Origin of the sequence: Actinomadura sp., assembly GCF_044508335.1 — a bacterium.
Lineage (GTDB): Bacteria > Actinomycetota > Actinomycetes > Streptosporangiales > Streptosporangiaceae > Spirillospora.
Genome location: NZ_JBIQHY010000023.1, coordinates 15,633 through 27,588, shown reverse-complemented (window position 1 = coordinate 27,588; position 11,956 = coordinate 15,633). Strand labels below are relative to the sequence as shown.

The 11,956-nt window shown below is 73.7% G+C and carries 10 protein-coding genes; 7 read left to right on the top strand and 3 right to left on the bottom strand.

The annotated features are described in order from the left end of the window. Positions 1-207: 207 nt before the first annotated feature. Together ACIWVC_RS11435 and ACIWVC_RS11430 are read left to right on the top strand one after the other, a co-directional pair. Positions 208-1,218 (top strand): chaplin family protein, encoded by a 1,011-nt coding sequence (locus tag ACIWVC_RS11435; RefSeq protein WP_396445532.1) that lies wholly within the window; start codon positions 208-210, stop codon positions 1,216-1,218. 116 nt (positions 1,219-1,334) lie between these two features. Continuing rightward, positions 1,335-1,898, top strand: a complete 564-nt coding sequence (locus ACIWVC_RS11430) for a class E sortase (RefSeq protein ID WP_396445533.1) — start codon at positions 1,335-1,337, stop codon at positions 1,896-1,898. A 41-nt stretch (positions 1,899-1,939) separates the two neighbouring features. On the opposite strand, the gene ACIWVC_RS11425 is transcribed toward ACIWVC_RS11430, so the two are convergent. Further along, positions 1,940-2,929, bottom strand: coding sequence for a matrixin family metalloprotease (locus tag ACIWVC_RS11425; protein WP_396445534.1), 990 nt, complete (start codon positions 2,927-2,929; stop codon positions 1,940-1,942). Positions 2,930-3,288: 359 nt separating this feature from the next. On the opposite strand from ACIWVC_RS11425, the gene ACIWVC_RS11420 reads away from it, so the two are divergent. The 5 genes from ACIWVC_RS11420 to ACIWVC_RS11400 all read left to right on the top strand — a co-directional run bounded on the left by ACIWVC_RS11420 (position 3,289) and on the right by ACIWVC_RS11400 (position 9,090). Then, the gene (locus ACIWVC_RS11420) at positions 3,289-4,335 is read left to right on the top strand and encodes a DUF2382 domain-containing protein (RefSeq protein WP_396454114.1); all 1,047 of its coding nucleotides are present in this window, start codon (positions 3,289-3,291) and stop codon (positions 4,333-4,335) included. A 463-nt stretch (positions 4,336-4,798) separates the two neighbouring features. Next, positions 4,799-6,727, top strand: coding sequence for a glycoside hydrolase family 3 protein (locus tag ACIWVC_RS11415; RefSeq protein ID WP_396445537.1), 1,929 nt, complete (start codon positions 4,799-4,801; stop codon positions 6,725-6,727). A gap of 130 nt (positions 6,728-6,857) precedes the next feature. Beyond that, on the top strand, positions 6,858-7,703 hold the full coding sequence (locus ACIWVC_RS11410; protein ID WP_396454113.1) for a patatin-like phospholipase family protein: 846 nt from the start codon (positions 6,858-6,860) through the stop codon (positions 7,701-7,703). 1 nt (position 7,704) lies between these two features. Beyond that, complete coding sequence (locus tag ACIWVC_RS11405; RefSeq protein ID WP_396445539.1) at positions 7,705-8,673, top strand: 1-acyl-sn-glycerol-3-phosphate acyltransferase; 969 nt, start codon at positions 7,705-7,707, stop codon at positions 8,671-8,673. 12 nt (positions 8,674-8,685) lie between these two features. Beyond that, the gene (locus ACIWVC_RS11400) at positions 8,686-9,090 is read left to right on the top strand and encodes an RNA-binding S4 domain-containing protein (RefSeq protein WP_396445540.1); all 405 of its coding nucleotides are present in this window, start codon (positions 8,686-8,688) and stop codon (positions 9,088-9,090) included. Here the strand turns inward: ACIWVC_RS11400 and ACIWVC_RS11395 are convergent, their stop codons facing one another. Both ACIWVC_RS11395 and ACIWVC_RS11390 read right to left on the bottom strand, forming a co-directional pair. Next, entirely contained in the window at positions 9,091-10,530 is a 1,440-nt protein-coding gene (locus ACIWVC_RS11395; protein WP_396445541.1) for an arylsulfotransferase family protein, read from the bottom strand. It abuts the gene before it with no gap. 41 nt (positions 10,531-10,571) lie between these two features. After that, on the bottom strand, positions 10,572-11,951 hold the full coding sequence (locus tag ACIWVC_RS11390) for an MFS transporter (protein WP_396445542.1): 1,380 nt from the start codon (positions 11,949-11,951) through the stop codon (positions 10,572-10,574). Between the last annotated feature and the right edge of the window lie 5 nt (positions 11,952-11,956).

The window sequence follows — 11,956 nt, the reverse complement described above, 5'->3', positions numbered from 1 at the left end:
GTCCCGGACTAGTCCCGGACCGACCGTCCCCGTCCGGCCCCTTCGAGCGGCCGGTCTCTCCCGCGGCCGCGTGCCCGAGGCACGTCGCCGCCCCCGCTGAACCTCTCTCCGCGCGCAACGGCCGAAGTCCGGCCGCTGCCAGTGCTGCGCCCACCCCGACGGTGCCGCGCAGTGATCACCACCGATGCAACAGACAGGAGCAACATCATGCGTACGTGGGTGAAGAGCACGTCCCGCGCCGCCCTGGTGGCGGCGGGCGCCCTCGCCATCGGAGCCGCCTTCGGCCCCGGGACCGCCGGCGCGGCCGCCTTCGGCGGCGGCCACGACGGCAAGGTGACCATGGAGTCGTCCGGCAACTTCGGGCTGCTGAACGGCAACCAGGTCTACGCGCCGATCAGCATCCCGATCGACGTCTGCGGCAACGCGATCGCCGTCGCCGGGCTCGCCGGGGCGCAGTGCGAGGGCGGCGCGAGCGTCTCGTCGCACCGCTCGCACGGCGGCTACGCGGCCGACCCGGGCTACCGGACGGCCGGCGCCTGGGACGGCGGCGGCTACGGCGGCGGCTGGGACGACGGCAAGGGCGTCGACATGCAGACGTCCGGCAACTTCGGCATCGCCAACGGCAACCAGGTGTACGCGCCGATCAGCGTCCCGATCGACGTGTGCGGCAACGCCGTCGGGGCGCTCGGCCTCGCGCAGGCGCAGTGCGAGGGCGGCGCGTCGGTGAAGCGGTCCTCCGCCGACCGCAAGGTGCACATGCGGTCGTCGGGCAACTTCGGCATCGCCAACGGCAACCAGCTGTACATCCCGATCAGCGTCCCGGTCGAGGTGTGCGGCAACGCCGTCGCGGTGCTCGGCCTCGCGCAGGCGCAGTGCAAGGGCGGCGCGTCCGTCGGGGACGGCGAGGACCACGAGATGCCGCCCACGCTGCGGACCCCGCCGGTCAAGCACAAGAAGCCGTACAAGCCGTCCAAGCACCGCCCGGCCGCCAAGCACAAGAAGCTGCCCTCGACCCTGCGGGCCGACGGCCGCCGCGTGGCGGGCACGGGCGTGAACTACCGCAGCGCCGACGGGCTGCCCATCGTCGCGGACCTGCTGAAGAAGCTGCAGCAGGCCGTCAAGGTGCCCGGGGTGGACGCGCGGACCGGCCGGCTCGGCCCGCAGCTGCCGAACAGCGGCGGGGCGCCCGTGCGGATCGGCTCGCCGGTCCTGAGCTGATCGCGCGCCGGCCCGGGTGACGATCCGCGGCCGGCGAGACCGAGGAGAGGGGGCGGTAGACGTGCCGCCCCTTCCCACGCCTTCCCACGCCGTGCGAACTCCAGGGGGAGACCAGCATGCTCGACCGAAAGGCCCTCGCGGCGGCCGCCGCCGCGTTCTGCGCCGTGCCCGTGCTCGGCGTGCCGCGGGCGACGGCCGCGCCCGCGGTGCCGGCGGCGGCCCCGGCGGCCGGGGCGGCGGCTCCGGCGCGCGCGGAGCACGGCGCGCTGATCGGGCAGATCCGGATCAAGCGGATGCACCTGAAGGCGGACGTCCGGGAGGGGGTCGGCCAGGCGGTCCTGCGGCGGGCCGTCGGCCACTACCCCGGCACGGGCGTGCCGACCCGGGACGGCAACACGGTGCTGCTCGGCCACCGGACGACGTGGCTGCACCCGTTCAACAAGCTGGACCTGATGCGCCGCGGCGACCGGATCGTCCTGCGCTGGGGCCGCAGGACCTACGTGTACAAGGTGCGGACCAAGCGCGTCATCAAGCCGCGCGACCGGCGGGCCCTGGAGCCGGTGCCGTTCAAGCGCCGCAGCGCGCCGGACGGCCGGTACATCACGCTCGTCACCTGCACCCCGAAGGGCTCCGACCGGCGCCGCCTCGTCGTCGTCGGCAAGCTCCAGCCGAGGCGCTGACCCCGGGACGCTGGAACGGCGCGGTGCGGCTCCGCGCCGTTTCAGCGTCCGCCGTAGAGGGCGACCAGCCCGTCGTAGTCGCCCTTGCCGAGGGTGGCGGGGCCGCTGTCACAGGACGCGATGGTCGGCGCCATCGTGAGGTTCTCGTGCTCGATGCCCTCGACGTGCCCCAGGCCGAGGACGTGGCCCGCCTCGTGCGTCGCGACGGCTTCGGCGGAGTAGCCGCCGGCCGGGCATGACCCGCCCGTCCACCATCGCCTGCCCTGCGCCTGCAGCGCCATGTCCGTCTCGACCGTCGCCGGGCCGTCGAACCAGGTGCAGGTCGCGGCGAGGACGTCGGTGTCGGCGTCCGGCATCGCGTGCCAGCCGAACGTGTTGACGCCGTCCCTGATCCCGCAGCCGGCGGCGCCGGTCACGTTCGGGGGCCGGCTCGCCCGCCCGGCGTACTCCTCGGCGATGTCCGGCGGCGGGGTGAAGCGGCCGCCGTCGGCGCAGTCGGTGCGGGCGCCGGCCATGTTGGCGATTCCCGCGGTGACGGGGGCCTGGGGCAGCCCGGCGTTCCCCGCGTAGTAGCGCCATCGGACGGCGGTCCCCTTCGGCCATCTGCTCGGCTCGGCGCGGTACGCGCCGTCCGCGCAGGCCGCGGCCGGCGCCCGGAAGCCGCGCGGCCGGCCCTGCGGCACCCGCCCGCCGCGCCCGTCGATCGTGACCACGCCGGCCCGCTCGTCCACCCGGATGCTCAGCTCGGCGCCGCCGTCGGTGCGCAGCGCGTGCGCGACCACCGAGGTCCCGTCGGACGGGACGACCGCCGCGAGCCCGTTCGCGCCGCGCACCGTCCGGCCGCGCAGGTCGCAGTCGGCGATCTTCACCCGCTGCGGCATCGCGCGGGCGGAGAGCGTCCCGCCGGGCCCGCACCACGCGGGCGCGCGCCGTACCGAGGCCGCCGCCGTGCCGGTGAACGCGGCGCCCGCGAGCGCCGCGGCGGCCGCCGCGGCCCCCGCTCGCACGGCCGCCCGTGGAAAGTCGCCCATTGCAGTTTCTCCGATGTGCGGGAACGTCCTTTGGCAGTCTTTCGCGGGCCCGGGAAAGGGAAACCGGCGCTTTCTAAAATGATCACCATCTCGGCTTCCCGGAAATGCGCGGGTGAACGTGTCGGTGAGCATTTGTCGTGAAATGGCTGGCGAGGCGCCCGGAGAACGCCGTAAGTATCAGGTAAATCATCCCCCATAATCGAGCAAACGCGTTTATTGCGTCTCGATACGGAAAAACAGCGGGTAATCCGGCAACTCGGGATCAATCAGAACACCGTTGCCGCGCCGCGAGGCGGGCACAGGACCCATCTCTCCCCGCCCCCCGTCCGGCAGCGTTCACGGAAGCAGAGGTGTTCAACGTGCAGACGCAGACACAGGTGCGGGAGCTCATGGGCATGAGCGTGACCGACACCCACGGCACCAAGGTCGGCACGATCAAGCAGGTCTACCTCAACGACGACTCCGGTGAGCCGGAATGGGTGACCGTGCACACCGGATGGTTCGGGATGCGGGAGAGCTTCGTCCCGCTGTCCGGTTCGCGGAAGAACCAGGACGTGCTGCAGGTCCCGTACGACAAGGAGACCATCAAGGGCGCTCCGAACCTCGACGCGGACGAGCACCTGTCGCACGCCCAGATCGTCGGGCTGTACCGCCACTACGGCGTGCGCCCTCCGGGCGGCCGCCGCCAGGGCGACGAGCAGACCGAGAAGCGGGGCGGGGAGCAGGACGCGAAACGGGACGCGGCCCGGACGGCCGGGGAGCGCGGGGAGCGCGGCGAGGGCGAGGCCGGCGAGGGCGAGGCCGGCGAGGGCAGGACCGGCGAGGGCAGGACCGGCGAGGGCAGGACCGCTGAGGGCAAGGCCGCCGGCACCGGGACCGGCCCGGCCGCCGCGGGGACCGCCGGGGCCGCGGGCAGCGCCCCCGGTATGGCCGTCCGCCCGGACCGGGCGGCGCGCGGCGGGCCGACGATGCCGCCGCAGTCGGCGCGCGAGGGCGCCGAGGCCCCGATGACCGAGATCACCCGCTCCGAGGAGCAGATGCGGATCGGCACCGAGCGGCACGAGGCCGGCCGCGTCCGGGTGCACAAGTACGTCGACACGGAGATGGTGGAGCGCACGATCCCCGTCTCGCACGAGGAGATCAGGATCGACCGCGAGCCGATCACCGGCGGCGAGCCGGACCCGAAGGTCCACATCTCCGAGGACGAGCACGAGATCATCCTCTACGAGGAGCGCCCGGTCATCGCCAAGGAGACCGTCCCCGTCGAGCGGATCCACGTGCGCACCGAGCAGGTGCAGGACGAGCAGACGGTGCGCGGCGAGCTGCGCAAGGAGCGCATCGAGGTGACGCGCGACGGCGACGTGCGGGGGGACGGCCGCGGCGAGCCCGGCCGCCCGTCCACGTGAGCCCCCGTCCCGCCGCAGGGACGACGACTTCGGTCCTGAGAACACGCCACACCGGATGGCGAGCGCCCGGGACGGCCGTTTCACCCGCCGGCCGCCCGGGCGCTCGCGTGGCCGGACGTGGCCACGGCGGCGGGCGGGCCGGCGCCGCGGGCGCCGGGCGGGCAGCACCGGGAGGGCGGCGGCGACGCTGGCCCCACCCGTCTCACCGGCTTTATTCGATGCATGATTCAACGTGTGAATTTAGTACCCGTCAAGCCCTCTTTCCCACTTTTCACAAGCCTCCGGTGCGGGTCGGGCGGGCTCGTTGACACCCGGTGCGGGGCCGGGGGAGGTTCCTGGGTGACGACGCCGCCGAGCGCGGAGGTCGTGGCCGTCCGGGCGAGCCACGACCTCCGCGCCCGGCCGCGCGCGGTCCGGACCCGGGCCGCGCGGGCGTCCTCGGAGCGACCCAGGAGGGACGACTTTGCGACACCCCCAAAGACGTGTCATCGCCACCCGGATCGGGCGATCACTGGTCGCGCTCGCGACCATCGCCGCCGTCCCGTCCGCCATCGCGGTGCAGCCCGCGGTGGCCGGCGGGCCGCCGGCCTATCTCAACGCCCGGCTCCCCGTCGCCAAGCGGGTCGGCGACCTGCTCGGCAGGATGACGCTGGAGGAGAAGGTCGGCCAGATGACCCAGGCCGAGCGCGGCGCCGTCGACGGCGACCGGGACCAGATCACCACGCTGGCCCTGGGCTCGGTGCTCTCGGGCGGCGGTTCGGTGCCCGCCGACAACACCCCCGGCGGCTGGGCGGACATGGTGGACGCCTACCAGTCGAAGGCGCTCGCCACCCGGCTGAAGATCCCGCTGCTCTACGGGATCGACTCGGTGCACGGCCACAACAACCTCGTCGGCGCGACGATCTTCCCGCACAACATCGGGATGGGCGCGACCCGCGACCCCGGCCTCGTCAAGCGGGAAGAGGAGATCACCGCGATCGAGACGAAGGCGACCGGCCCGCAGTGGGTGTTCGCGCCGTGCGTCTGCGTCAGCCGCGACGTGCGCTGGGGCCGGACGTACGAGAGCTACGGCGAGGACCCGCGGCTCGTGAGCGAGATGGCCGTCGGCATCGAGGGCTTCCAGGGCCGGCACAAGCGGGACATGGCGACGAACCGGCACGTCCTCGCGACGGCGAAGCACTTCGCCGGCGACGGCGACACGGTGTTCGGCTCGTCCACCAGCGGCACGTACACGATCGACCAGGGCGTCACCGTCACCGACCGCAGGACGTTCGAGAAGATCGACCTGCCGCCCTACGTCACCGCGGTGCGCAAGTACGGCGTCGGCAGCATCATGCCGTCGTTCTCCAGCGTCGACTGGAAGGAGGACGGCGTCGGCAACCCGGTCAAGATGAGCGCGCACAAGGAGCTGCTCACCGACGTCCTCAAGAAGAAGATCGGGTTCGACGGGTTCCTCATCAGCGACTGGGCCGCCATCCAGCAGATCCCCGGCGACTACGCCACGCAGGTGCGCACGTCGGTCAACGCCGGCATGGACATGTTCATGGAGCCCTACAGCGCCCCGCAGTTCGTGCAGACGCTGATCGCCGAGGTGAAGGCGGGGCGCGTGAAGATGTCGCGCATCGACGACGCCGTCCGCCGCATCCTGACGGCGAAGTTCGAGCTCGGCCTGTTCGAGCACCCCTACACCGACCGCAGCCTCGCCAAGACGATCGGCTCGCCGCAGCACCGCGCGGTGGCGCGCGAGGCCGTCGCGAAGTCGCAGGTGCTGCTGAAGAACTCGCGGAACGCGCTGCCGCTGCGCAAGAACGAGCGGATCTACGTGGCGGGCGTCAACGCCGACGACATCGGCAACCAGGCGGGCGGCTGGACGGTCACGTGGCAGGGGTCCTCCGGCGACATCATCCCGGGCACGACGATCCTGGACGGCATCGAGCAGAACTCGTCCCACGTCACCTACAGCGCGGACGCGTCGGCGCCGATGTCCGGCAGTGACGTCGGCATCGTCGTCGTCGGCGAGACCCCGTACGCGGAGGGCGTCGGCGACGTGGGCAACGGGCACACGCTGAACCTGTCGGACGAGGACAAGGCCAACATCGACAAGGTGTGCGGTGCGATCCGGACCTGCGTCGTCCTCGACGTCGCGGGGCGCCCGCAGATCGTCACCGACCAGCTGCCGGAGATGGACGCGTTCGTCATGTCCTGGCTGCCGGGCAGCGAGGGCGCGGGCGTCGCGGACGTCCTGTTCGGCAAGCGCCCCTTCACCGGCCGCCTTCCGGTGACGTGGCCGCGCAGCGAGGGCCAGGAGCCGATCAACATCGGCGACCACGGCTACAAGCCGCTGTTCCCCTACGGCTACGGCCTCAGCACGAAGGGCCGCCACCACCACTGATCGGCGTTCCCTCCGCGGGCCGGCCGCCTCCCACCCCTTGGGGCGGCCGGCCCTCTCCTTGCCGCCCTCTCCATGCCGCCGTGTTCATGCCGCCCCGTTTATGGCGGTCTGTTCGGGAGAGGCTGCCCCCGTGGACGGTGTGGACCGGGAGCCGAGGACCGCGTTCGTGCTCGGCGGCGGGGGCGTGCTCGGCGCGCACGAGGTCGGCATGCTGCGGGCGCTCGCGGAGACCGGTGTCCGGCCCGACCTCGTCGTCGGCACGTCCATCGGGGCGCTGAACGGCGCGTTCGTCGCGGCGGACCCGGACACCGCCGTCGAGCGCCTGACCAGCCTGTGGTCGGACGACGCCACCCGCGAGGTGTTCGGCGCGCGGATGTGGGCGCGGCTGTGGACGCTCGCCCGGTCCGGCACCCACCTGCACTCGAACGAGCCGCTGCGCCGCCTGCTGGACGAGCTGCTCCCCGTCCGGACGTTCGAGGAGATGGCCGTCCCGTTCCAGTGCGTCGCCGCCGGCATCGAGACTGCGATGGCGCACTGGTTCACGTCCGGGCCGCTGGTGCCGGCGGTGCTGGCCTCGTCCGCCGTGCCGGGGCTGCTGCCGCCCGTGCGGGTCGGGGACCGGCACTACTTCGACGGCGGGCTCGTGCACAGCATCCCGGTCGGGCGCGCGGTGATGCTCGGCGCGACCACCGTCTACGTCCTGCACGTCGGCCGCATCGAGCGCGACCTGCCGCCGCCGCGCCGCCCCTGGGAGGTCGGCATGGTCGCGTTCGAGATCGCGCGCCGGCACCGGTTCTTCGAGGAGATGGCGACCCTCCCGGACGGCCTCACCGTCCACGTCCTGCCGGCGGGCGCGAAGCCGCAGAAGGCCGGCGTCGACCTCGCCCAGATGCGCTACAGGAACATGTCCGGAATCCAGGCTCACATAGAACGCGCCCACAGGGCATCCTTGGAGTACCTCAAAGAGCGAGCGTGAAATGCTGCCTCCCCCCGTCGTCCGCCGCCTGTTGTTCACGCCGCTGCTGTTCGCCCTCGCACTGCTGGTCGTCGTGGTGTTCCCGCTCGCGTTCGCGGTGACGTCCGCGATCGGGCGCGACCGCCGGCGCGCCTGCCGGCTGCTGTGGTTCGCGCTCGCCTGGGGGACGCTCGAGTCCGCCGCGGTGCTGGAGTGCGGCCGGCTGTGGATCCTCCGCCGCGCCCGCGACGACCGGCACTACGACGTGATCCGCCGCTACGTCGCCGGCCTGTACGGTTCCGCGCAGCGGCGGCTCGGGCTGCGCGTGGAGGTCACCGGGGGCGGGGAGGCGGCGCCCGGCGACCGGCCGCTGATCGTCCTCAGCCGGCACGCCGGGCCCGGCGACGCGCTCATCCTCGTCCACCACCTGCTGACCGGCTACCGGCGGCGGCCCCGCGTCGTGATGAAGGCGCAGCTCCAGCTCGACCCCTGCATCGACATCGCCGCGAACCGGCTGCCGAACGCGTTCGTCACGCCCGGCGGCGGCGCGGCCGACGACATCGGCCGGCTCGCCGCCGGCCTCGGCCCCCGCGACGCGCTGCTGATCTTCCCGGAGGGCGGCAACTTCTCCCCGGAGCGCCGCCGCCGCGCCATCCGGCGGCTGACGCGGCTGCGGCGCGACGCCGAGGCGGCCCGCGCCGCCGCGATGCGCAACCTGATGCCGCCGCGCCCCGGCGGCGTGCTCGCCGCGCTCGACGCCGCGCCGTCCGCCGACGTGGTGTTCGTCGCGCACTGCGGCCTCGACCACATGGCCACGGCCGGGGACATCTGGCGGCGGATCCCGCTCACGAGCCCCGTCCAGGCCCAGTGGTGGCGGATCCCCGCCGAGGACGTCCCGGACGGGCGGGACGCCCGCGTCGACTGGCTCTACCGGCAGTGGGAGCGCGCCGACGCCTGGATCAGTGCGAACCGGGCGCCGGTGTCCGGGTGACATCATGGACGCATGGGCGACGAGGGGTCCGTGCGGGTCGACCTGTGGATCTGGTCCGTGCGGCTGCTGAAGACCCGTTCGATGGCGACGACCGCGTGCCGGGCGGGCCATGTCCGCGTGAACGACGAGCGCGCCAAGCCGTCCACCGCGGTGAAGCCGGGCGACACGGTGCGGCTCCGCCATGACGGGCGCGAACGCGTCGTCGTCGTGCAGAAGATCGTCCGCAAGCGGGTCGGCGCGCCCGCCGCGCAGGAATGCCTGATCGACAAGAGCCCGCCCCCGCCGCCGCGCGAGGCGCTCATCCCGGTCGGCCGCCGCGAGCGCGGCGCGGGCCGCCCCACCAAGCGCGAGCGCCGCGAGCTGGAACGCATCCTCGACCGCTACCGCATCCTGAACGATCCGCCGAAGGACGACTGATCACACGCCCCGCGACCGCGCACGGCCGAGGACGGCGCCGTCCGCGGCCAGTGCCTCGGCGGTGACGTCCGGGGAGCGGGCGAGGATCACCGCCGTCTCGAAGCCCGTGCGCCGCACGGTCTTCGCGACCACCGGGCGGCGCGCGGAGCCGGTGATGAAACGCCACCGGGCGACGCCGGTCGCGCCGTTCCAGCTCACCTGGACCCGCATCCGGTCGCCCGGCAGCGGCGTCACCGCCACCTCGGGCGGCGCGGCGGGCCGCCCGGACCAGGCGGCGCGGTAGGCGCGGTAGGAGCCGTTGCCGATCCCCGTGATCTCCAGGACGGCCCTCCCGTCCGCGGCGAACTCCGTCATCGCCGGCGTCGAACCCCATCCGACGAGCACGTTCCCGCCCGGCAGCACCTGCATGTTGCCCATGTACTGCCCGTAGGTCCGGCCGTCGGCGAACTCGCGGACGAGGTCCGCGGTGCGGCGCTCCTCGTCGACCCGCAGGACGAGCCCCCGGGACGGCCCGTCGCCCGCCTCGGCGATGTGGTTGTCGAACAGCGTGATCGTCCCGTCCGGCCGCCTGCGGGCGTCGTGCTGCCAGGCGAACGCGGCGCCGCCGCCGAGCGCGAAGTCGCCGCGTCGGCCGCCGAGCCGCCAGCGGATCGCGCCCGTCCGCCGGTCGAGCGAGTAGAGGGCGCAGGTGTTGCGGGCGGACAGCAGCAGCCTGTCCCCGTCGTCCTGCACCGAGTTGACGTGGACGGGGTCGAACGCCTTGCCCTTCGTGCCGTCGGCGTCCTTCGTGAGGGCCGCGCGGGTCTCGGCGATGTCGATGTGGTCGAGGGCGCTCCAGTCGAGCAGCACCTTGCCCGTCCGCACGTCGATCTCCTGGACCCGGTTGTCGAGGACGTGGCCCGCGCGCGGGCCGCCGATCGGCCGCAGGTCCGCGGTGACCTGCGGGTAGGCGATGATCAGGGCCGTCCCGCGGTCGGTCAGCGTGAACTCGTGGAAGTCGCCGCGCACCCCGTTCCCGGTCCGGACCTCGGCGACGCGCCGGTAGTCGCGGCCGAGGAGCACGCCGGTGCCCGCCCCGTGCCCGCCCGCCCTGCGCTCGCCCTCCCAGTAGGTGAGGACGGGCTCGCCCTCGAACGTCTGCACCCGCAGGTCGGTGATCAGCTGCTCCGACGGGTGGATCCAGACCGGCTCGCCGGTGTCGTCGACGACGAGCGCGTCGGCGGAGCCCGTCCCGCGGAACGGGGCGAGGAACAGCAGGCCGTCCTCCGTCGGGCCGAGCCGCCGCGCCTTCAGGGCAGGCGGCCGCACGCCCGGCATGGTGGCGTAGCCGCCGGGTGCCTCCGGTTCGGCGGGGGACGGGGGGACGGACCGGGCTCCGCTGAGGAGGGCCGCCCCTCCGGCCAGCCCGGAGACCAGGAATGCACGACGTGACACGCTCATGCGGCCCTGTTTACCCGCAAATCATGAGAACCGCGTAAGAGTCACCGCCGCCCGTCGGCGAAGCGGCGCTCGGACTCCAGCGCCGACGCGACGTCCTTCGGGTAGCCGTGCCGGGCCCGGACCAGCAGCAGCCCGTTGAGCAGCAGCGGCAGCAGCGCCAGCAGGAACGCCCGGTCCAGGCCGGTCGCGGACTCCCGGCCGCCGTCCAGCGCGCCCGACAGCCAGCCGAACAGGACGGGCGCCACCGCCTCCGCGCCCATGCGCACGATCGTCCGGATGGCCTCCGCGCGCCCCCACAGCCGGAAGTGGACGACGTCCAGCCGCACCGCGTCCAGCGGCGGGTTCGCGGCGGCGAGCGCTGCCGCGGCGAGCGTGAACAGCGGCAGCGCGATGACCGCCTCGCCCGTCAGCAGGCCGGGGACGAACAGCAGCGCGGACACCGCGAACGCGGCCCCCGGCACGCCGACCCGCGCGGTGACCACGCCCTTCGCCACCAGCCGGTCGGCGAGCCGCCCGCCGGCGAGCACCCCCGCGAGCGCGGCCAGCCCGATGACCGGGATGAACGCCGACAGCTCGGCGCGGCTGATCGAGTAGCGCTCCATGACGAACACCATCGCGAAGGTGCGCAGGCCCGCGAAGAAGAAGTAGCCGATCGCCGACGCCACGATGATGATCACGTTGGTGCGGATGCGGAGCACGTACCGGGCGGCCTCCAGCAGCGGCATCCGCTCCGGATCGGTGTCCAGGACGTTCCGCGGATCCGCCTCCACGCCCGACCTGTCCACCTGCCGCTGCGCGAGCTCCTCCCCCCGCCCGGCGGCGGCCTGCGCGCCCCGCGCCGGCTCCGGCAGCATCCGCCACAGCAGCACGGCCAGCACGAACCCGAGCACCGCCACGAACCAGAACGCGAACCGCCAGCTCAGGAACGCGGCGATGTTGCCGCCCGCGATCAGCCCGAACCCGACCCCGACCAGCTCGCCGGCCAGGATCCGCCCCCACGTCGCGGCGCGCTCCTCGGGCGGGAACAGGTCGCCGATCAGCGACGCGACCGTGGGCCCCGCCGTCGCCGTCACCGCCCCCAGCGCCACCCGCGACACCAGCAGCCACTCGTACGAGCCGGCCATCCCCCCGACGATCATGGCGAGGCTCCACAGCACGATGCTGCCCGCCAGCAGCGGCACCCGCGCCACCCGGTCCGTCAGATGCCCCACCGGCACCGTCGCCACCGCGCCGATCGCCGCCGGCGCCGCGGTGAGCACCCCGACCTGCGTGTTCCCGATGTCCAGCGAGTGGCGCAGCTCCTGGACGATCGCCCCGACGACCCCCGTGTCGGCGGTGTTGAGGGCGAGCACGCACGCCAGCAGCAGCACGATGCGGGGACGCCGCCTCCCGCCGAACCGGTCCGTGAGGGCACTGGTCACCCGTG

Coding starts and splice junctions, on each gene's coding strand:
- ACIWVC_RS11435 (WP_396445532.1), top strand. CDS start 208: ATGCGTACGTGGGTGAAGAGCACGTCCCGCGCCGCCCTGGTGGCGGCG.
- ACIWVC_RS11430 (WP_396445533.1), top strand. CDS start 1,335: ATGCTCGACCGAAAGGCCCTCGCGGCGGCCGCCGCCGCGTTCTGCGCC.
- ACIWVC_RS11425 (WP_396445534.1), bottom strand. CDS start 2,929: ATGGGCGACTTTCCACGGGCGGCCGTGCGAGCGGGGGCCGCGGCGGCC.
- ACIWVC_RS11405 (WP_396445539.1), top strand. CDS start 7,705: ATGCTGCCTCCCCCCGTCGTCCGCCGCCTGTTGTTCACGCCGCTGCTG.
- ACIWVC_RS11400 (WP_396445540.1), top strand. CDS start 8,686: ATGGGCGACGAGGGGTCCGTGCGGGTCGACCTGTGGATCTGGTCCGTG.
- ACIWVC_RS11395 (WP_396445541.1), bottom strand. CDS start 10,530: ATGAGCGTGTCACGTCGTGCATTCCTGGTCTCCGGGCTGGCCGGAGGG.